This is a genomic window from Solimonas variicoloris DSM 15731 (assembly GCF_000382285.1).
In the GTDB taxonomy this organism is placed as follows: domain Bacteria; phylum Pseudomonadota; class Gammaproteobacteria; order Nevskiales; family Nevskiaceae; genus Solimonas; species Solimonas variicoloris.
This window is the reverse complement of sequence record NZ_KB907927.1, coordinates 1-20057: the sequence shown is the minus strand read 5'-3', so window position 1 is coordinate 20057 and position 20057 is coordinate 1. Positions and strand designations below refer to the sequence as shown.

The 20057-nt window shown below is 68.2% G+C and carries 14 protein-coding genes, 2 tRNA genes and 1 pseudogene; 10 read left to right on the top strand and 7 right to left on the bottom strand.

Annotation, left to right across the window (positions count from 1 at the left end; all coding sequences use genetic code 11):
* Positions 1 to 10 precede the first annotated feature (10 nt).
* Complete coding sequence (orn, locus tag H149_RS0104765) at positions 11 to 568, bottom strand: oligoribonuclease (RefSeq protein ID WP_020648596.1); 558 nt, start codon at positions 566 to 568, stop codon at positions 11 to 13.
* Between the two features lie 137 nt (positions 569 to 705).
* Here orn and H149_RS0104760 point away from each other — a divergent pair, with 137 nt between their 5' ends.
* Positions 706 to 1041, top strand: a complete 336-nt coding sequence (locus tag H149_RS0104760) for a 4a-hydroxytetrahydrobiopterin dehydratase (protein ID WP_020648595.1) — start codon at positions 706 to 708, stop codon at positions 1039 to 1041.
* Positions 1042 to 1099: 58 nt separating this feature from the next.
* Here H149_RS0104760 and recR read toward each other — a convergent pair whose 3' ends face one another.
* From recR to ppsR, 3 genes are all read right to left on the bottom strand, one after another.
* The gene (gene recR, locus H149_RS0104755; RefSeq protein ID WP_020648594.1) at positions 1100 to 1699 is read right to left on the bottom strand and encodes a recombination mediator RecR; all 600 of its coding nucleotides are present in this window, start codon (positions 1697 to 1699) and stop codon (positions 1100 to 1102) included.
* 92 nt (positions 1700 to 1791) lie between these two features.
* A complete protein-coding gene (locus H149_RS0104750; protein ID WP_245540464.1) occupies positions 1792 to 3393 on the bottom strand; it encodes an alkaline phosphatase D family protein in 1602 nt (533 codons plus the stop codon).
* Positions 3394 to 3598: 205 nt separating this feature from the next.
* Positions 3599 to 4411: a posphoenolpyruvate synthetase regulatory kinase/phosphorylase PpsR gene (ppsR, locus tag H149_RS0104745; RefSeq protein ID WP_020648592.1), complete on the bottom strand. Its 813-nt coding sequence runs from the start codon at positions 4409 to 4411 to the stop codon at positions 3599 to 3601.
* 255 nt (positions 4412 to 4666) lie between these two features.
* Between ppsR and ppsA the strand changes: the two genes are divergently transcribed.
* The 3 genes from ppsA (at position 4667) to H149_RS19725 (ending at position 8353) form a co-directional block, all read left to right on the top strand.
* Positions 4667 to 7039 carry a phosphoenolpyruvate synthase gene (gene ppsA / locus H149_RS0104740; RefSeq protein WP_026352861.1) on the top strand — a complete coding sequence of 791 codons (2373 nt, stop codon included), beginning with the start codon at positions 4667 to 4669 and terminating at the stop codon, positions 7037 to 7039.
* A gap of 125 nt (positions 7040 to 7164) precedes the next feature.
* Positions 7165 to 7785, top strand: coding sequence for a ribonuclease T2 family protein (locus H149_RS0104735; RefSeq protein ID WP_020648590.1), 621 nt, complete (start codon positions 7165 to 7167; stop codon positions 7783 to 7785).
* 172 nt (positions 7786 to 7957) lie between these two features.
* On the top strand, positions 7958 to 8353 hold the full coding sequence (locus H149_RS19725; protein WP_020648589.1) for a response regulator transcription factor: 396 nt from the start codon (positions 7958 to 7960) through the stop codon (positions 8351 to 8353).
* Between the two features lie 114 nt (positions 8354 to 8467).
* On the opposite strand, the gene H149_RS0104725 is transcribed toward H149_RS19725, so the two are convergent.
* A tRNA-Glu gene (locus H149_RS0104725) sits at positions 8468 to 8543 on the bottom strand.
* 15 nt (positions 8544 to 8558) lie between these two features.
* A tRNA-Ala gene (locus tag H149_RS0104720) sits at positions 8559 to 8634 on the bottom strand.
* Positions 8635 to 8788: 154 nt separating this feature from the next.
* Between H149_RS0104720 and H149_RS19720 the strand changes: the two genes are divergently transcribed.
* Positions 8789 to 11773 carry a discoidin domain-containing protein gene (locus H149_RS19720; protein WP_020648588.1) on the top strand — a complete coding sequence of 995 codons (2985 nt, stop codon included), beginning with the start codon at positions 8789 to 8791 and terminating at the stop codon, positions 11771 to 11773.
* Positions 11774 to 11775: 2 nt separating this feature from the next.
* Positions 11776 to 15039 carry a GH36-type glycosyl hydrolase domain-containing protein gene (locus H149_RS0104710; RefSeq protein WP_020648587.1) on the top strand — a complete coding sequence of 1088 codons (3264 nt, stop codon included), beginning with the start codon at positions 11776 to 11778 and terminating at the stop codon, positions 15037 to 15039.
* On the opposite strand, the gene H149_RS0104705 is transcribed toward H149_RS0104710, so the two are convergent.
* Positions 15032 to 16732 (bottom strand): ABC transporter ATP-binding protein/permease, encoded by a 1701-nt coding sequence (locus tag H149_RS0104705; RefSeq protein WP_020648586.1) that lies wholly within the window; start codon positions 16730 to 16732, stop codon positions 15032 to 15034. The genes H149_RS0104710 and H149_RS0104705 overlap by 8 nt on opposite strands.
* A 285-nt stretch (positions 16733 to 17017) precedes the next feature.
* Here H149_RS0104705 and H149_RS23060 point away from each other — a divergent pair, with 285 nt between their 5' ends.
* The 4 genes and pseudogenes from H149_RS23060 to H149_RS0104690 all read left to right on the top strand — a co-directional run.
* A complete protein-coding gene (locus tag H149_RS23060; protein ID WP_169518310.1) occupies positions 17018 to 17389 on the top strand; it encodes a c-type cytochrome in 372 nt (123 codons plus the stop codon).
* A 174-nt stretch (positions 17390 to 17563) separates the two neighbouring features.
* Positions 17564 to 18460: a PD40 domain-containing protein gene (locus tag H149_RS19715; RefSeq protein ID WP_020648584.1), complete on the top strand. Its 897-nt coding sequence runs from the start codon at positions 17564 to 17566 to the stop codon at positions 18458 to 18460.
* Between the two features lie 282 nt (positions 18461 to 18742).
* Positions 18743 to 19720: pseudogene (locus H149_RS24480) on the top strand (AAA family ATPase); the annotation flags it as partial.
* Between the two features lie 109 nt (positions 19721 to 19829).
* Positions 19830 to 20057 (top strand): transposase (locus tag H149_RS0104690; protein ID WP_020648583.1); only part of this gene is annotated, 228 nt, incomplete at its 3' end.

Sequence of the window (20057 nt, the reverse complement as noted above, 5' to 3'; positions counted from 1 at the left end):
CCGGCGGCGCTCAGATCGCCGGAAAGCGCAGGAAGTGGTTGCGGTAGTAGCGCAGTTCCTCGATCGACTCCTTGATGTCGTCGAGCGCGAGGTGCCGGGACTGCTTGCTGTAGCCGCGCGCGATGTCCGGCGCCCAGCGCACACACAGCTCCTTGAGGGTGCTGACGTCGAGATTGCGGTAGTGGAAGAAGTGCTCGAGCTTCGGCATCCAGCGCGCCAGGAAGCGGCGGTCCTGGCAGATCGAGTTGCCGCACATCGGCGACTTGCCCGGCGGCACCCATTTCTCGAGGAAGGCGATCGTCTGGCGCTCGGCTTCGGCATCGTCAGTCTGGCTCTCGTGCACGCGCTTGATCAGCCCGGACTTGCCGTGCTGCGCGACGTTCCAGTCGTCCATGATCGCCAGCTCCTCGCTGCTGCGGCGGATCGCCAGCACCGGGCCTTCGGCGAGAATGTTGAGATGCAGATCGGTGACGATGGTGGCGATCTCGATGATGCGATGATGCTCCGGGATCAGCCCGGTCATTTCGAGGTCGATCCAGATCAGGTTCAGCGGGTTCGGCTCGGTCACGGTCTCTCTGCTCGTTTCGGTCGGCGAATTCGGAGCCGATGTTATCGTGCCGCGCCGGCGCGCACGAACGCGCCGCCGGACGGTCGCGGCCGACGCGGGCTAGAATCCCGCCCCCGCAGGCGAACCGGAGCACGACGATGGAAAAACTGGCCGAACGACGCTGCAAGCCCTGCGAGGGCGGCGTGCCCGCGCTCGATCTCGCCGCGGCGACCAAGCTCAAGGAGCAGCTGGCCAAACGCTGGAAGTGGGCGCGCGACGGCAAGGCGATCGAAGCCGCGTTCGAGTTCGACAACTACTGGCAGACCACCGCTTTCGTGAACGCGGTCGCGTGGATCGCGCATACCACCGACCATCACCCGGACATCAGCTTCGGCTACAACAAGTGCAGCGTCGCCTACTGGACGCACGCCGTCGACGGACTCACCGAAAACGATTTCATCTGCGCCGCGAAGATCGACGCGCTGCTCGACTAGCGTCGGCGCCACGACCCGGTTCGGGCCCGCGCGCGGGCCGATTCGACGCGCGGGCGGATCACACCGCGCGGCGATCACTCAGCGCATGCGCGAGCGTGCCACCGTCGATGTATTCGAGCTCGCCGCCCATCGGCACGCCGTGCGCGATGCGGGTGACGCGCAGGCTGCGGGTCTTCGCCATTTCCGCCAGGTAGTAGGCCGTCGCCTCGCCCTCGACCGTGGGGTTGGTGGCGATGATGAGCTCCTGCACCCAGCCCTCATCGAGCAAGGCGCCGAGCTGCGGCAGGCCGAGTTCGTCGGGGCCGATGCCGTCGAGCGGCGACAGGCGCCCCATCAGCACGAAATAGCGCCCGCGATACGATGTCCCCTGCTCGATCGCCATCAGATCGGCCGGGCCCTCGACGATGCAGAGCTGGCCGTGTCCGGCGCGCGCGTCCGTGCAGTAGCGACAGGCTTCGTCCTCGCAGAACATGCGGCATTTCGGGCAGCGACCGATGCCGGCGAGCGCATCGCCGAGACTGGCGGCCAGCTGCGCGGCCGCCTCGCGGTCGCGGTCGAGCAGGTGGAAGGCCATGCGCTGTGCGGATTTCGGGCCGACGCCGGGCAGGCGGCGCAGGGCCTCGATCAGGCGGTTGAGGCGGGGACTGTACAGGCTCACGGGGCGCGAAGAACGATGGCACGGCGCCCGCAGCCGGGCGCAAGGCGGCAAGAATAGCGCGGCGCGCGGCGAACCGGGGCGCCCGCGAACCTTTACGGGGCCGGTGCCGGCGCCTCGGCGGCTTCGGACGGCGCGTCGGCGGCGACCAGATGCCGGCTGCCGGCCGCGACCCGGTAGCCGGCGCCGTAGCGCTCGCCGGCGCCCGGCGCGTCGATGGCATCGACGTACCACCACTCGCCCTGCGTGCGCTCCGGCGTGATGTCGAGCAGCAGATAGCCCTTCCTGGCGAGGTCGACGTACTTCATGTGCGGATTGAGCAGCTGCAGCACCGGCGCCAGCGGCGCCGCCGCCTCGAGGCCCGGCGAGGTCACCGAGGTGGCGACGAACTCGACGCCGACCGAGCCCTCGCCGGTCAGCGCGTTGTAGACCAGCGGATTGCCCGGATCGCGCGACAGATCCATCGCCCACGACGTGTGGATGTCGCCGGTCAGCACGACCGGATTGGCCACGCTGTAGGCCTCGAGCAGATCGAACACGCGGGTCCGTTCGGCGCGGTAGCCGTCCCACTGGTCGGTGTTGATGACCAGGCCGCCGGTGCTGACGATCGGCAGCCCCTGCAGCAGCGCCTGCAGCTGCTCGACCGGGATATTGGTCAGCAGCGACAGCTCCGGCAGGCTCGGGATGCGCAGCTGCCCGAACATCACCTGCTGGCCGATGATCTTCCAGGTCACGCCCGGCGCCGCGAGCTGCTCGCCGAGGAAGGCCATCTGCGTGTCGCCGATCAGGCGGCGGTTGTCGTCGTTGACGGCACCGGCGTCGACGAGGCTGGCCTGCAGATCGCGGTCGTAGAGGCGCGTGTCGAGCATGATGAAATCGGCCAGATCGCCGTAGCGGAAGCGGCGGAAGATGCGCTCGCGCGTGTTGGCGTCGATCTGGCGGATCGGCATCCACTCGTAGTAGGCCTGGATCGCGGCCGCCTTGCGGTCGACCCAGGCGCCCTCGACGCCTTCGGTATGGTTGTTGGCGCCGTCGCGCCACGAGTTGTCGGCGGTCTCGTGGTCGTCCCAAACCGCGATCATCGGATGCTGGCGATGCAGGGCCTGGACATCGCCGTCGCCCTTGTACTGGCCGTGGCGGGTGCGGTAGTCCTCGAGCGTGAGAATCTCGTGCGCCGGCTCATACGCGCGCACATCGCCGTACTCGCCGCTGCCATATTCATAGATGTAGTCGCCGAGATGCAGCACGACATCGAGGTCGGCGCGCTCGGCCAGGCGGCTGTAGGCATTGAAGTAGCCGTGCGCGAGGCTGGCGCAGGAGACCACGCCGACGCGCAGGCGCGCGACGCTGCCTTCCGGCGCGGTCCGCGTGCGGCCGACCGGCGATTGCGCGCCGCCGGCGCTGAAACGGTAGTAATAGGTCGTTGCCGGCGCGAGCCCGGTCGGATCGACCTTGACGGTGTAGTCGCTGGCGCTTTCCGCGCGCGCCGAGCCACGCTGGACGACCTCGGTCAGCGCCGGGTCGCGGGCGATCACGTAGTGCACGTCGACCGCGCGCGTCGCGCCGCTGACGCGGGTCCACAGGATCACGCGGTCCGGCAACGGGTCGCCGCTGGCGACGCCGTGGCGGAACTCGACCGGCCCGGCATCGCCGCGGCCGCCGGGCGAACTGCTGCCGCAGCCCGGCAGGATCGGCATCAGACCGACCGCGGCCGACGACAGGCCGGCCCTTTTCAGAAACGAACGACGGCTGAGGCCGCGGCGGCGCGGCTTGCGTGGACCCGACATCGAAACCCCCGATTCCCCGGCGGCGGCGCATCGCGCCACCGCTCTGCTTCACGAAAGGCCCAGCATATGACGGCGATGTTGCGGCGGCTTGACAGTTTCCGCCGCGCCGCCGGCTTCAGTGACGCAACTGTTTCTCCTGCATGACGGTGGCCGCGATCTCCTCGACCGACATGTTCGTCGAATCGACATACGGAATGTTGTAGCGGGCATAGAGCTGCTGCGCCTGGCGCAGCTCGTACGAGCACTGCGCCAGCGAGGCGTAGCGCGAGCCGGGCCGGCGCTCGTTGCGGATCTGCATCAGGCGCTCGGCGTCGATGATCAGGCCAAAGCAGCGCGATTCCAGGCCCTGCAGCGCGTTCGGCAGGCGCAGGTGCTCGAGGTCGTCCTCGGTCAGCGGGAAATTGGCGGCGAACAGCCCCTGTTGCAGCGCCAGGTACAGGGAGGTCGGCGTTTTGCCGCAGCGCGACGGGGCGATGAGGATCACGTCGGCACGGCCGAGGTCGCGCGTCGAGGCGCCGTCGTCGTGCTCCATCGAGTAGTTCATCGCCGCGATGCGGGCGTTGTAGCGGGCGGTATTGGCGCCGCCGTGCGCGCGGCCGGCCGCGTGCGACGAGGCCAGGCCGATCTCGGCTTCCAGCAGATGGATGAAGTGATCGAACAGATCGAGGAACAAGCCATTGACGCTGCGAAGGATTTCACGGACTTCGTCGTTGACCGTGGTGCTGAAGACAAGCGGCCTCACCCCGCTTTGGGTAGCGACGAAATTGATATAGTCGACTATGCTTCGCGCCCGCTCGACGGAGTTGATGAACGGCAGGGTGGTCTTTTCGACACCAAGGCCGTCGAATTGCGTCAGGAGCGTGTTGCCGAGGGTTTCGGCGGTGATGCCCGTGCCGTCCGAAACGAAGAAAACCGTGCGTTGTGTCATTGATGCAGTTTCGATTTTTTTCGTCGGGCTTTCCAGTCCGGTCCGCGGCGAGGGAAAATAAAGACCTTCGAGGCCGGCAGCTGCCGCCCGCGACTCACCCGGAGGAAATGTGCCGCGACAGCGGCCAGCGCGTTCCGGTCGCCGCGTGCGCAGCCTTCAGCCTCAAGACAGCTTTGCCACCCGATAGTCCGCACGTTTGCGTTCTCGGCCAAGAGCCATGACGTGCGTAACCCTGTACATCATCGAGATTTGATCGTGACCCGCAACGTCCTCTGGTACTCCGAACTTGGCATGCACGACGTCGAGATCGTCGGCGGCAAGAATGCCTCGCTCGGCGAAATGATCCGCAACCTCGCGCAGTCCGGCGTGCGCGTGCCGAACGGATTCGCGACCACGGCCGAGGCGTACCGCCACTTCCTGGCGCACGAGGGCCTCGCCCAGCGCATCAACGAGATGCTGGCCAAGCTCGACATCGAGGACGTCACGGCGCTGGCGCAGACCGGCAAGGCGATCCGCGAGGCGGTGCTGAAGGCGCCGTTCCCGGCCGCGCTCGAGCAGGAAATCCGCGAGCACTACACGCAGCTGGTCGCCGAATCGGGCGCCGAGATCTCGGTCGCCGTGCGCTCGTCGGCCACCGCCGAGGACCTGCCGGACGCCTCCTTCGCCGGCCAGCAGGAAACCTTCCTCAACGTGCACGGCATCGACAACGTCCTGCACGCGATCAAGGAAGTGTTCGCGTCGCTGTACAACGATCGCGCGATCGCCTACCGCGTCCACCATCACTTCGACCACGCCGCCGTCGCCCTGTCGGCCGGCGTGCAGCGCATGGTCCGTTCGGACCTCGGCGCCTCGGGCGTCATGTTCACGATGGACACCGAGTCGGGCTTCCGCGACGCCGTGTTCGTCACCTCCAGCTACGGCCTCGGCGAAGCCGTCGTGCAGGGTTCGGTCAATCCGGACGAGTTCTACGTCTACAAGCCGAACATCCGCGCCAAGCGCCCGGCGATCCTCAAGCGCGGCCTCGGCGAGAAGGCCAAGAAGCTGGTCTACTCGGCCGACAAGTCGGTCGGCAAGACCATCGAATTTGCGCCGGTGGCGGTCGAAGACCGCATTCGCTTCTCGCTGAACGACGCCGAAGTCGAAGCCCTCGCCGTGCAGGCCCTGACGATCGAGGAGCACTACGGCCGGCCGATGGACATCGAGTGGGGCAAGGACGGCGTCGACGGCCAGCTCTACATTCTGCAGGCCCGCCCGGAACCCGTGCAGTCGCGCGCCAGTGCCAACGTGCTGCGCCGCTACAAGCTCAAGGGCAAGGGTCCGAAGCTGACCGAAGGCCGCGCCATCGGCCAGAAGATCGGCGCCGGCACCGTGCGCCTGCTGAGCTCGATCAGCGAGATGCACCGCGTGCAGGCCGGCGACGTGCTCGTCACCGACATGACCGACCCGGACTGGGAGCCGATCATGAAGCGCGCCAGCGCGATCGTCACCAACCGCGGTGGCCGCACCTGCCACGCGGCGATCATCGCCCGCGAACTCGGCATCCCGGCGGTCGTCGGCTGTGGTAACGCGACCGAAGTGCTGAAGGACGGCGCCAAGGTCACGGTCTCCTGCGCCGAAGGCGACACCGGCTTCGTCTACGACGGCAACATCGACTTCGCGGTCGACGAGATCGCGCTCGACAAGATGCCGGACATCCCGGTCAAGATCATGATGAACGTCGGCACGCCGGAGCAGGCCTTCGGCTTCGCCGCGCTGCCGAACAAGGGCGTCGGCCTCGCCCGCCTCGAATTCATCATCAACCGCCAGATCGGCATCCACCCGCAGGCGCTGCTCGAACTCGACCAGCAGCCGGCTGACCTGCGCCGCATCATTGACCCGATGATCGCGCCGTACGGCAGCCCGGTGGACTACTTCGTCAAGCGCCTCGCCGAAGGCGTGGCGACGATCGCCGCGGCCTTCGCGCCGGAGCCGGTGATCGTGCGCATGTCCGACTTCAAGTCGAACGAGTACGCCAACCTCATCGGCGGCAAGCGCTACGAGCCGCACGAAGAGAACCCGATGATCGGCTTCCGCGGCGCCTCGCGCTACATCGCGCCGTCGTTCCGTCCGTGCTTCGAGCTCGAGTGCAAAGCGCTCAAGTACGTGCGCGACGAGATGGGCCTGACCAACATCAAGATCATGATCCCGTTCGTGCGCACGCTCGACGAGGCCCGTCAGGTCAACGAGATCCTCGCCGCCAACGGCCTCAAGCGCGGCGACAACGGCCTGCAGCTGATCATGATGTGCGAGCTGCCGAGCAACGCCGTGCTCGCCGACAAATTCCTCGAATACTTCGACGGCTTCTCGATCGGCTCGAACGACATGACCCAGCTGACGCTCGGCCTGGACCGCGACTCGGGTCTGGTCGCGCACCTGTTCGACGAGCGCGACGAGGCGGTCAAGCGCATGCTGCACATGGCGATCGAAGCCTGCCGCAAGCACGGCAAGTACGTCGGCATCTGCGGCCAGGGCCCCTCCGACCATCCGGACCTCGCGCGCTGGCTGCTCGACGAAGGCATCGAGTCGATGTCGCTGAACCCGGACACCGTGGTGGAAACCTGGCTCTATCTCTCGCAGCAAGCCAAATGAGTGGAGCCATCCACGGCGCCGTGACCTGCTCCGCCATCGATGGCGGAGCGTACGCGGGGGAAAACGTCCGCCGGACGTTTTCCTGGTTCCCGCTCACCTCGGCCGGCCAGAAGGCCTGAGGGCGCATGCGGCGCAGCGGATTCCTGGCGGCGCTGCTGTTCCTGCTGTGCAGCGCCCGGGCGGCCGCCGACGGCCAGCCCGGGCGTTTCGATTACTGGGTGCTGGCGCTGTCCTGGTCGCCCGAGTATTGCGAGCTCAACGTCGGTGACGAGCAGTGCCGGCAGCGTTACGGCTTCGTCGTGCACGGCCTGTGGCCGCAGTACGAGCGCGGCTATCCCTCGCGCTGCGGCGGTCGCGGGCGCGTGCCGAAGGATCTCGTCACGCGCCTACTGCCGACGATGCCGAGCGAAAAGCTCATCCAGCATGAATGGGACACGCACGGCACCTGCTCGGGCCTCAGCCAGGACGAGTACTTCACGCTCGTCGAGCGCGTGCGCCGCAAGGTCGCGATCCCGATCGCCTACCAGGGTCCGGACGATTACCTCAGCACCAGCGTGACCGACATCGAGCGCAGCTTCGCGCGCGAGAATCACGGGTTCGACGCCGACGGCATCGCCGTGCAATGCCGCGGCCGCTGGCTGCGCGAGGTGCGGCTGTGCTTCGACACCGCGCTGAATCCGCGCGCCTGTGGCACCGATCTCGACGATCGCTGCCGCGCCCAGGTCGTGCTGCGGCCGAACCGCTAGAAGACCGCTGTCACGCGCACCGATCGTGCGCGACCTCGAAGCCAGCAGCGGTGGCCGCCCGCCGAGTGCCGGTACGAAATCTCTATGGCGCGTCCGGCGCGACTTGACCTGCGTCAGTTCCGTCATCGACCGCCGCCCTCACACTGCCTGCGCATCGTGAGGAACCGCCGTCATGTATACCGATCCGCAGCGTTTGATTTATGTCGTCGACGACGACGGACCGGTGCGCAACTCGCTCGCGAGCCTGCTCAAGTTCGATGCGTGGCGGGTCCGCGAGTTCGACTCGATCGCCAGTTGCATCGCCGCCACGCACAGCGAGACACCGGCCTGCATCCTCACCGATCTCAGCATGCCGGCCGGCGGTGGCGTCGAACTCATCACCGCGCTCGGCGGGCAGCATGCCGACATTCCGGTGATCGTGCTCACCGCGCACTGGCCCGACAGCCGTGCCGTCGCGCACGCGCGCGAGGCCGGCGCTTATCGCGTGCTGTTCAAGCCGGTCACGGACAGCGCGCTATTCTCGGCATTGCACGACGCCGTTCAGCCCGAGGCGCTCGCCGCGCGCTGAACAGCGTCGCCAACGCAAGCAAGGGCGCGCGCGAAACGGCGCGGCACACGGTACCAACAAGCAGAAAGGAAACGTTCGAAACGGATCGCCGGATGCCGCGTCGCGCGGCCATGATGGCGTCCCCACGGGGATTCGAACCCCGGTACTTACCGTGAAAGGGTAATGTCCTAGGCCTCTAGACGATGGGGACGAGGCAATCCTGAAATGGTGGAGCTAGTCGGGATCGAACCGACGACCTCTTGCATGCCATGCAAGCGCTCTCCCAGCTGAGCTATAGCCCCACAACAGGGGCGCGCATTATACCCAATGAAAGCGCCTTGGGAAGCCCATTTTTCATCTTCGCTTCAAGAATTTTTTCGGCGCTGGCCGCGCCCGCCATTCCGGCTTGACGACGATCCATGCGCGACCCGCTGCCGGCCGCTAATCTGCGGCGTCATGTCCCACAACATCGCCCCCGCCGATCTGCTCGACGTCGCCAGCTGGCGCTGCATCACACCAGGCACCGGCCAGCTCGCGCTGACGCAGACCCGTGTCGCCGCACGCCCCGCCCTGCGCCTCGACTTCGACTTCCTCGATGGCAGCGGCTACGTCATCGCCCATCGCGACTGGCGTCGCCGCATGCCGGAGACTTACACCCTGGTGCTGCGCCTGCGCGGTCAGGGCCCGCTGAACCATCTCGAAATCAAGTTCGCCGACCCGAGCGGCCTCAATGTCTGGCGCCACGTGCTGCACGATCTGCAGTTGCCGGCGCGCTGGCATCGCATCCGCATTCCGAGCAGCGCGATCCCGTTCGCCTGGGGCCCGGCCAGCGGCGGACGGCTCGAAGAACTCGGCTCGATCGAGTTCGCCGTGGTCGCCGGTGAAGGCGGACGCGGCACGCTCAGCATCGCCGACGTCGAACTGATCGACGAGACGGTGCGCACGGCGCCGAAGGCCGTCACGTCGAGCGGGCACACGCCGCTCGACGGCGCCACGCCGCTGACACTCGACTGGCACCCGGACAGCGCCGATGCCGCGCCCTGGCTCGCGCTCGATCTGCACGCGCCGCGCGAACTCGGCGGCCTGCAACTCGACTGGCACGGCGGCGCGCCGGCGCGCGGCTTGCGCGTGCGCACCTCGGCCGGCGGCCGGCGCTGGCAGACCGTCTACGACACCGATCGCGCCGGCGGCGAGCGCAGTTATGTGTTCCTGCCGGGTCTGCGCACACGGCATCTGCGCATCGAACTGCGCGAGCCGTCGCCCGGCGCGCGCCTGCAGCTGCAGGACTTCGAATTCGCACGCTCGCTCGAATCATTCTGGCAACACATCGCGCAGCATGAGCCGCGCGGCTGGCATCCGCGCTGGCTGCATCGCGAGCAGCGGCCGTGGACACCGACCGGCAGTGCGCACGGCCACGACTGCGCACTGCTGTCGGCCGACGGCAGCGTCGAACCGCAGCGTGGCGCCTACACGCTGGAGCCGATGCTGTGGATCGGCGGCCATCTGCACACCTGGGCCGACATTCCGTCCCGTCCGGCGCTGAAAGCCGGCTGGATGCCGCAGCCGAGCGTGAACTGGGAGCACGAGCGCTGGCGCCTGCAGATCGAACTCGACGTCGACGCGCAGGGCACGCCACGCGTGCACTACCGGTTCGCGCACGACGGCGCCAGCCCGCTCGCGGCGCGGCTGTTCATCGTGCTGCGCCCGTTCCAGGTCACGCCGCCGTGGCAGCACTTCGACCAGATCGGCGGCGTGCGGCCGATCCGCACGCTGGCCTGGCGCGACGGCGCCGTCGAGATCGACGGCCGGGCGCGCGTATGGCCCCGGCAGGCGCCGACCCGCTTCGGCGCGCAGCGCTTCGCCGAAGGCCCGATCGCCGCGCATCTCGCCGCCGGCGACGTGCCGGCCGCCGCGCAAGCCGAGGACCCGTTCAACTTCGCCTGCGGCGCGCTGCGCTTCGATCTCGCACCGGCCGCCGGCGAGACCGCCGAAGTGACGCTGTACTGCCCCGGCGAGACCGCCGAATGGAGCGATGCCGCCGTCATGCGCCCGGCCTACGACTGGAGCACGCTGTTCGACACCTCGCGCTGGTCGGCGCCCGGCTGGGGCGGCGACGCGCTGCGCTGCATGCACACGGCCGCCGCGCACATCCTCGTCACGCGCAGCGGCGCGGCGCTGCAGCCGGGGCCGCGCCGCTACACGCGCGCGTGGATCCGCGACGGCGCGACGATGGGCGGCGCCTTGCTGCGCATGGGCATCGACGCGCCGGTACGCGAGTTCGTCGACTGGTATGCGCCGTACCAGCGCGACGACGGTTTCGTGCCCTGCTGCATCGACCAGAATGGCCCGGACTGGCTGGTCGAGCACGACAGCCACGGCCAGCTCGTCGCCCTGATCGCCGATCTCTACCGCTTCGGCGGCGACCGCGCCGCGCTCGACCGCCACTGGCCGCATCTGGAACGCGCGCTCGCCTGCATCGAGAAGCTGCTCGACGACAGCGGCCTGCTGCCGCGCTCGGCGAGCCACGAAGGCTATCTCGGCAACCCCTCGCATTCGTACTGGGACGATTTCTGGGCGCTGCGCGGACTGCGCGACGGCGCGCATCTGGCGACGCTGCGCGGCTGCGCCGACCTCGCCCGTCACTGGCAAGCCCTCTATGAACGGCTGGCGACGGCGACGTTGGCATCGATCCGCAAGACCTGCGCCGACAACGGCATCGACTACGTGCCCGGCAGCGTCGAGAACCACGACCTCGACCCGACTGCGACCGCCGACGGCATCTCGCGGCTCGAAGTACCGCCGGGCCTCGACCGCACCGCCATCAACCACACCTTCGACCGCTACCTCGAAAACTGGCGCGCGCGCCGCGACGGCACGCTGGCCTGGTCCAACTACACGCCGTACGAGATCCGCATCATCGGCGCCCTCGTGCGCCTCGGCCGTCGCGGCGACGCACTCGATCTGCTGCGCTACTTCCTCGACGAACGCGATCCGCCGGCGTGGAACCAGTGGCCCGAGATCGTCTGGCGCGAGCGCGGCGCACCGGCGCATCTCGGCGACCTGCCGCATACCTGGATCGCCGCCGAATACGTGCTCGCGCTGCGCGCGCTGTTCGTCTACGAAAGCGATCTCGAACAGGCGCTGATACTCGGCGCCGGCCTCGCGCCCGAATGGATCGACGGCGACGGCGTGCAGGTCCGCGACGTGCCGACCGGCGCCGGCCCGCTGCGCTACGCCCTGCGCCGCCTCGGCGACGGCAGCCTGCACTGCGAGATCGGCGGCGGCGTGCACGGCGCGCTGGTCCTGCGGCCGCCGCTCGGCGGCGCGGCGATCGCCGCCGTCGAAAGCGAAGACGGCGGCCAATTCCACTTCGACGCGCAGTCCGTGACGCTGACCTCGGCGCCGGCGCGCCTGCGCCTCCATCTCACGAAGACCGACTGACCATGAATGCTTCCTCCACGACCCCGCTGCACGAACTCGCGCGCGGCGAGTACCGCGTCCACCTCGGCGAGGCCGGCGGCGGCGGCTCGCTGTGGAACGGCCTGGCGCTGAACCGCTGGGCCGCGGACCCGGTCGAGGACGCGCACGGCTTCTTCATCTATCTGCGCGATCTCGACGACGGCCGCCTCTGGTCGGCGGCGCAGCGGCCGACGGCGACCGTGCCCGAGCACTACGCCTTCGACGCCCAGCCGCAGCGCCTGCGCATCGTGCGCCGCGGCGCCGGCATCGCGACGACGCTCGACGTCGAGCTGATCGACGACAGCGTCGAACGCCGCCGCCTACAGCTGCGCAACGACTCGCCACGCCGTCGCCGCATCGAGCTGACCAGCCTGCTCGAAGTCGCACTGGCACCGCCGCAGGCCGACCTCGGCCATCCCGCGTTCCTCAAGCTGTTCGTGCAGACCGCGTGGCAAGCTGCGCCCGCCGCCCTGTTCGCGCAGCGCCGGCCGCGCGCCGCCGGCGAGCACTGGCCGACCTTGTTCCACACGCTGCGCGGCGCGCCGATCCTGCAGTGGGAGACCGACCGCGCGCGCTGCATCGGCCGCGGCCGCGGCGTCGCGCAGCCGGCGCTCGATCTGCGCGGCACGGTCGGCAACGTGCTCGACGCCGCGTTCTGCCTGCGCACGCAGGTCGAGCTCGCGCCCGGCGAGACGCGCACGCTGGACTTCCTGCTCGGCGCCGCCGCCGACCCCGACGGCGCGCGCCTGCTGCTGCAGCGTCACGCCGCGGATGCCAGCGCCGCCGCGCCGCTCGCCGAGCCCGGCGTCGCGTCCTGCGCGATCCGCTCCGGCTTCAGCGCCGACGGCCGCGAATACCACATCACGCTCGAAGCCGGCGCCGACGGTCTGCGCCTGCCGCCGATGCCGTGGATCAACGTCATCGCCAATCCGCGCTTCGGCACGATGCTCAGCGAAACCGGTGCGGCCTGCACCTGGGCCGGCAACAGCCAGGCCGGGCGCCTGACGCCCTGGGCCAACGACCCGGTCGGCGATCCGCACGACGAGGCCCTCTACCTGCGCGACGAGGACGACGGCCACCGCTGGTCGCCGCTGCCGGGACCGGTGCCGGCCGCACAGCCCTACGAGGTCCACCACGGCTTCGGCTACTCGCGCTACGAACTGCGGGCCGACGACCTGCACCACGAGACCACCGTCTTCGTCGCCGCGCAGGACCCGCTCAAGCTGGTGCGACTGCGCCTGCGCAACGACGGCGCGCGACCGCGCCGCCTGTCGCTGTTCGCCTACCAGCGCCTCGTGCTCGGCACGCTGCCGGACGCCGCCGGCGTGCGCAGCTGGCACGCCGACGGCGTGCTCTGCGCACAACGCGACGGCGGCCCGATCGCCTTCGCGCTGACTCTCGGCGACGGCGAAACGCTCGGCAGCGGCGCCGACCGCGCGCACTTCCTCGGCATCGGCGGCAGCCCGCGCGCGCCGCGCGCGCTCGGCGATGCGCGCCTCGACGGCCCGTTCGGCGCCGGGCTCGATCCCTGCTTCGCGCAGCAGATCGAACTGCGTCTGCCGCCCGGCGGCAGCATCGACTGCTGCATCGCCCTCGGCGCCGCCGCCGACGCCGATGAACTCGAACGTCTGCTCGCTGCGTACCGGCGACCCGGCGCGGTCGACGCCGCCTACACTGCGGCCTGCGCCGCGTGGCGCGACGGGCTCGACGGCCTGCGCGTGCAGACGCCGTCGCCGGAGATCGACGCGATGCTCAACGGCTGGCTGCCGTACCAGGCGCTGTCCTGCCGCATCCACGGGCGCAGCGCGCTGTATCAGTCGAGCGGCGCCTACGGCTTTCGCGACCAGCTGCAGGACGCCGGCAACCTGAGCCTGCTGTGGCCGCAGCTGACGCGCGCGCAGATCCTGCTGCACGCCAGCCGCCAGTTCGCCGAGGGCGACGTGCTGCACTGGTGGCACGAGGAAACGCCGCCGCGCGGCGTGCGCACGCGCTTCTCCGACGATCTGCTGTGGCTGCCGTTCGTGGCCCTGCGCTACGTGCGCGAAACCGGCGACGCCACCGTGTTCGACGAGCTGGTGCCGTTTCTCAGCGGTGCCCCGCTCGCCGCCGGCGAGGACGAGCGCTACGCGGCGTTCGCGAGCGGCGCCGAAAGCGCGAGCGTCTACGAACATTGCGCGCGCGCCATCGAGCGCTCGCTGAGCACCGGCGCGCACGGCCTGCCGCTGATGGGCACCGGCGACTGGAATGACGGCATGAACCGCGTCGGCCGCGAGGGTCATGGCGAGAGCGTGTGGCTCGGCTTCTTCCTCTGCGAGATCCTCGCCGGCTTCATCCCGCTCGCGCAGGCGCGCGGCGACGTCGCCCGCGCGCAGCGCTGTGCCGCCTACCGCGAACGGCTCGCGCTGGCGCTCAACGACAGCGGCTGGGACGGCGCCTGGTATCGCCGCGCCTACTACGACGACGGCACGCCGCTCGGCACGCACAGCGCATCGGAATGCCGCATCGACGGCCTCGCGCAGGCCTGGGCGGTGCTGTCCGGCATCGCGCCGCCGGCCCGCGCCGCGCAGGCGATGGACGCCGTCGAGGCGCAGCTCGTCGACGACGAACACGGCCTGATCCGCTTGCTGACGCCGGCCTTCGTCGACGCCGCCGAGGATCCCGGCTACATCAAGGGCTACGTCGCCGGCGTGCGCGAAAACGGCGGCCAGTACACGCACGCGGCCTGCTGGGCGGTCGCCGCCTTTGCCGCGCTCGGCCGCCGCGAGCGCGCCGCCGCGCTGCTCGCGCGGCTCGGACCGCTGTGGCACACGCGCGACGCCGAGGCGATCGCCCGCTATCAGGTCGAGCCCTACGTGATCGCCGCCGATATCTACAGCGTCGCCCCGCATGCCGGCCGCGGCGGCTGGACCTGGTACACCGGCTCGGCCGGTTGGGCCTACCGGGTCGCGATCGAATCGGTGCTCGGCCTCGCGCTCGAAAGCGGCCGCACGTTGCGCCTGCAGCCCTGCGTGCCGGACGACTGGCCGGGCTACCGCATCGACTACCGCATTCCCGGCCGCGCTACGCGCTACGCGATCGAGGTCCGCAACCCGCAGCACTGCGCCGAGGCGGTGATCGCAGCGACGCTCGACGGCGCCGCGCTGACGATCGAGAACGGCGTCGCCCGCGTGCCGCTGCGCGACGATGGCGGCACACACCGCGTCACGCTCGACCTCGGCGCCGCCGAGGGACGCGCGCCGCCTACCTGACGGCGCTCAGCGGCCGCCAGGTCCAGCGGCCCTCGCCGTCGATGTCGAGCAGCGCGTTGAAGTAGCCGCCGGCCACGTCCTCGGGCTTGCCGAGCACGAGGTAGCCGATGCCGCTGGCGGCGACCGCCTGCAGCACGCGCGCGACCTGGTCGGGATGGAACGCCAGGCTCATGCGGTCGAAGAACACGAACTGCGGGCGGTCGAGCAGCACGCGCACGACCGCCATCGACAGCTGCTCGCCGGCACCGAGCAGGCCACTCCAGTCGTGCTCGGCGTCGAGGCCGCCGGCCTGCCGGACCGCGGCGTCGAGATGCATCTGCTCGAGGGCCGCCCAGATCTCGCTGTCGACGCCGGCGTCGCGGCCGTCGTCACGGCGCAGCAGCTCGCGCACGCTGCCGCGCGGCAGAAACGGCATGTCGGGCACGAACAGAATGCCCTCGGCGCCGGGCCGCACGATGCGGCCCTCGCCCTCGCCTTCGGCCAGCAGCCCGGCGGTGGCCTTGAACAGCGCGACCTTGGCGTGGCCGTAGGTGCCGGTGACGAGCACGCGCGCGCCGGCGTCGATCGCCAGCGTCAGCTGGTCGAGCAGCAGGCGGCCGTCGGGACGACGCAGGCTCAGGCCTTCGTAAGCCAGCCGGCCATCCTCTTCGCGGATCTCAAGCGCGGTCGGATGCGGACCGGCTTGCTCCAGCGCTTCCGCCAGCTTGCCGAGACGGCCGACCACCGCCGCGTAGGTCGAGATCGACTGGAACTGAGTGATGGCGATCGAGAACGCGCCCATCAGCGTCGAGAACGCCATCGCCGCCTGCGTGACGACGCCGAACTGCACCTCGCCGCGGATGAACATCGGCGCGACGATCAGCGTCGGGATGATCTGCACGAGGTAGTTGTAGCCGTTGGTGAAGCCGTTGAGATTGCGGTTGATCGAGATCATCCGCCGCGTGTTGTCGACGATCGCGCCGAGCCGCTGCAACAGCCGCCGGTGCTCGTGCTCCTCGCCGTGCGTCAGCGCCAGCGGCGCGGCGTTGTCGCGGACCAGGATCAGCTCGGTGCGGAAGTTCGCTTCCTTGTCGAGCTGCGCGCTGTTGAGGCCGATCAGGCGCCGGCCGAGCAGCACCGCGATCAGCGAGCCCGCCAGCGCGTAGGTGACGGCGACGATGAACAGCTGCGGACTGATCGACCACAGCACGCCGGAGAAGGCGATGATCGTGAACGAGGCGTTGAGTACCAGCAGCAGGAACGACAGCGAAGTCGTCGTGAACGAGCGCACGTCCTCGGCGATGCGCTGGTCCGGGTTCAGCAGCTGGCCGTTCTCCTCGATGCGGAAATAGCGACGCTGCGCGAGGTAACGGTCGAGCAGCTGCCGCGTCTGCCAGGTGCGCCACAACAGCGCCAGCCGTTCCTCCAGATAGCGCCAGGTCACGGCGACCACCGTCGAGGCGGCGAACACCGCCACGTACAGCCAGGCCTCGCGGATGAAGGCGGCGAAATCGCGACGCTCGATCGCCGACATGAAGTCGCGGCCGACATAGCTGTTCAACACATTGAGCGCGTTGAACGAGATCAGCGAGGCGACCAGCAGGCCCAGCATCGCCAGTGCCTTGAGGCCCTCCGGCGTCGCCACGAACAGCCGCAGGTAGCGCGCGACGCGCAGCCAGGCCTCGCGGCCGAAGCGTTCGCCGTTGCCGTTCATCGCCGGGTGCCGCCGCAGGCCGGCGGCCGGGCATGGCGCTGCGGCAACTCAGGGCCGGCCTCGGGGAGCGGCCGGCGGGCCGGAGCAGCGGAACCTGGGTGCATGCGGTTGCGAAAAAGTGAGCGCAGGAGGGGCGCCGCGGCATTCTCGCCGCAAGGCCGTGGGCGCAGCAATCGCGGCAGGCGCCGCCGCCACGGCCCGGGATTGACCGCCGTCATGGCGTCGCCGATGGCGAGGGTTATGATAGAAAAGCCAAAAGGCAAAATAACACTGGGAGGAGCAACCATGCGGATTCTGGTTTCATCTGCACTGCTGATGCTGGCAGCCGCCGGCCCCGCGTTCGCGGCCGACAAGTCGACCGAAAAGCCGTCCGAGCCGATGAGCCCGGGCGAGGCGCTGGCCAACGAGAAGGACTGCCTGCGCTGCCACGGCGTACGTCACGAAGTGATCGGTCCGTCGTTCCTCGAAATCTCGCGCCGCAACCGTTCGCGCAAGAACGGCGACATCTTCCTGCGCGACGCGGTCGCGCACGGCACCGAGATGCACTGGAAGAGCGGCCCCTGGCCCGGCCAGATGCCGGCACCGGCGGTGCGCGGCGTCAAGCTCTCGGACGAGGACGTCAAGCAGCTGGTCGACTGGATCCTGAGTCTGAAGTAAGTCTTTCCCCGCCAGCCGGGCGGACGCCGAACGGCGCCGTCCGGCTTTTTCTTGCGCGACGCACACCGCAGGCGAGCAGCCCGCCGCCCGCTCGCAAATCATGCCGCCGGAGGCATGACGGGTTCGGTGTGGCCTCACATAATGCCGGTCACCCAATTGACTGACGGTGACGCCGTGCCGAAGACGAAGACGCTGCTGAAAACCCTGCTGGCGGCACTGAGTCTCGGGGCACTGCCGGCCACGGCCGGAGATGACGCCGACATCACGCCCGGCAGCAAGATTGCCTACATCGACGCCGTCGATCACGGCCAGACACGGCGCTGGCAGCTGGTGATCGCCGAGGCCGACGGCAGCGAACCGCGCGCCGTCATGCGCTCCGATGCCCTGCTGATGTCGCCGGCCTGGTCGCCGGACCGGCGGCGCATCGCCCTCGTCGCCTACGACCGCGGCCAGGCCGGCCTCTACCTCTACGAGCTGGCGAGCGGCGCCCTCCGGCGCATCACGTTCCTGCCCGGCATCAACGGCTCGCCTGCGTGGTCGCCCGACGGCAATACGCTGGCAATGACGATCAGCGACGGCAAAGGCAACACCGACATCGCCCTGATCGACCCGCACAAGGAAACCAAAACCTTCGACGACGTCCGCAAGCTGACCGACTCGCCGGCCATCGACACCGAAGCCTCGTGGTCGCCGGACGGCCGCCGCATCGCCTTCACCTCCGACCGCAGCGGCACGCCGCAGATCTGGCTGATGAACGCCGACGGCAGCGAGCCACGCATGCTGACCCGCGAAGGCCAGAACATGCGCCCGCGCTGGTCGCCGGACGGAAAATCGATCGCTTACGTCAGCAACAGCGAAGGCCTACTGCGCATCGCCCGCGTCCGCATCTCGACCGGCCAGACCGAGTTGCTGACCCAAGGCCCCCGCGACAGCGGCCCCAGCTTCTCGCCGACCGGCGATGCGCTGCTCTATTCGCAAAGCGGCCATCTCGCCATGCTGACGTTCGACGGCGTACCGCGGGTGATGACGAGCACGGCGATGGAAGTGCAGGAAACGGATTGGGCGCGATAAGAGTGCGGCCGGGTTGGATAGGCTGCATTCAGCCCAAAGCGGACGGTCGCGCCGAATCGTTCGGTCGGGCTGTTGCGTGCGTCTGCCTCACCATCTCACGGGACAGAGCACTGATCGATACGGCATCATGAGGCGGGGATTGCTCAGCGTGCTTATAAGGCCTCGCGAGGAAACGGGTTATAGGGATCAATCGCTTATCCGAATTATCCGCCGTTATGTGCGGAGTGAATACGCTGACCCCGGCGTCCGGCTATTAGCTGTTGGGCTTCTTGAGGATCGTCCATGAAGATTGAATCCCTTGCCATTTCCAATTGGCGCTCGATCAAGTATCTCGAAATTGCGTTCCAGGATCTGATGATCTTCATCGGCCAGAACAATCACGGTAAATCGAACGTCCTTTCTGCTTTGCTGTTCTTCTTCGGAGAGATCAAGCCCCAAGACCTGGATTTCAACAGAGGGGCGCAGGAACTGTTCGTTGAAATCACATTCGGCGATCTCGACCAAACAGACAAGACGACCTTCAAGAAATACCTGACGGCGGGGGGATCAATAAGGGTTCGCAAGTTTGCATATGTTGGCGGCAGCTTTGAATATCGCGGCTACATTCAGAACCCGACTGAGGAATGGCTACGCGAAGCGAACGCCTCCACTCTATCGAAGAGAGAGGTTGCTGAAAGCTTGCCGTTTCACCCATTACTTCCCGCCACTGGGAGACTAACAAAGCAAGACATCGTGGATGCTCAGACGAAGTACATTGAGCAGAACCAAGGCGCCATTGCATTCAATTTCGAAATCGAGGAAACAAACTTTCTCGGTCTGAAGTCAGTTGCAAAAGGCATTTTTGGAGACATCTATTTCATCCCAGCGGTCAAAGATGCCACGGACGACTTCTCGTCAAAAGAGGCAAGCGCATTCGGGAAGTTGTATTCCAGCATTATTGAGTCGATGTCTGCGAACAATCCAGACTGGAAAGACACGAAGGCCAAGCTCTCTTCATTGTTCAGTACGCTCAATCGACTGAATGACGAGGGTCACGACAATCCCCATCGCCCTGAAGAACTAGTTAATTTTGAGAAGGCGCTCAGCGCCGAACTGAACTCGTGGGGAGCAGAGATTGATGTTGAAGTTATTCCGCCCAATATCGACGACGTATTCAGGGCCAATACGCAAGTCTGGATCAATGACGGCGTAAGAACAGATATTCGACGAAAGGGGCATGGGCTTCAGCGCGCGCTCACATTCGCACTAATCAAGGTCATCTCAGATAATTTGAAAGCTGAACGCGCGAAGGCTGCACCGGAGCCGGCGGCGACGCGAACTGAACCGCCCCGACTATCTCGGAGGCTCCACTCTTTGAGAGGATGGAGCTATGAGCAAGAAGCAGACGCGGTATTCACCGGAGGTCAGGGAGCGCGCGGTGCGGATGGTATTCGAGCACCGTGGCGAGCACGGATCGCAGTGGGCGGCGATCCAGTCGATTGCGGCGAAGATCGGCTGCGAGGCCGAGACGCTGCGGCTGTGGGTTCGCCGGCATGAGCGGGACCACGGGCTGCGGCCCGGCGTGACGACGGCCGAGCAGGACCGGCTCAAGCAGCTG

What these genes read in the sequence shown, in the direction of transcription:
- H149_RS0104760 (WP_020648595.1), top strand. Translation starts at nt 706, where the DNA reads ATGGAAAAACTGGCCGAACGACGCTGCAAGCCCTGCGAGGGCGGCGTG.
- H149_RS0104750 (WP_245540464.1), bottom strand. Translation starts at nt 3,393, where the DNA reads ATGCCGATCCTGCCGGGCTGCGGCAGCAGTTCGCCCGGCGGCCGCGGC.
- ppsR (WP_020648592.1), bottom strand. Translation starts at nt 4,411, where the DNA reads ATGACACAACGCACGGTTTTCTTCGTTTCGGACGGCACGGGCATCACC.
- H149_RS0104735 (WP_020648590.1), top strand. Translation starts at nt 7,165, where the DNA reads ATGCGGCGCAGCGGATTCCTGGCGGCGCTGCTGTTCCTGCTGTGCAGC.
- H149_RS19725 (WP_020648589.1), top strand. Translation starts at nt 7,958, where the DNA reads ATGTATACCGATCCGCAGCGTTTGATTTATGTCGTCGACGACGACGGA.
- H149_RS19720 (WP_020648588.1), top strand. Translation starts at nt 8,789, where the DNA reads ATGTCCCACAACATCGCCCCCGCCGATCTGCTCGACGTCGCCAGCTGG.
- H149_RS0104710 (WP_020648587.1), top strand. Translation starts at nt 11,776, where the DNA reads ATGAATGCTTCCTCCACGACCCCGCTGCACGAACTCGCGCGCGGCGAG.
- H149_RS0104705 (WP_020648586.1), bottom strand. Translation starts at nt 16,732, where the DNA reads ATGAACGGCAACGGCGAACGCTTCGGCCGCGAGGCCTGGCTGCGCGTC.
- H149_RS23060 (WP_169518310.1), top strand. Translation starts at nt 17,018, where the DNA reads ATGCGGATTCTGGTTTCATCTGCACTGCTGATGCTGGCAGCCGCCGGC.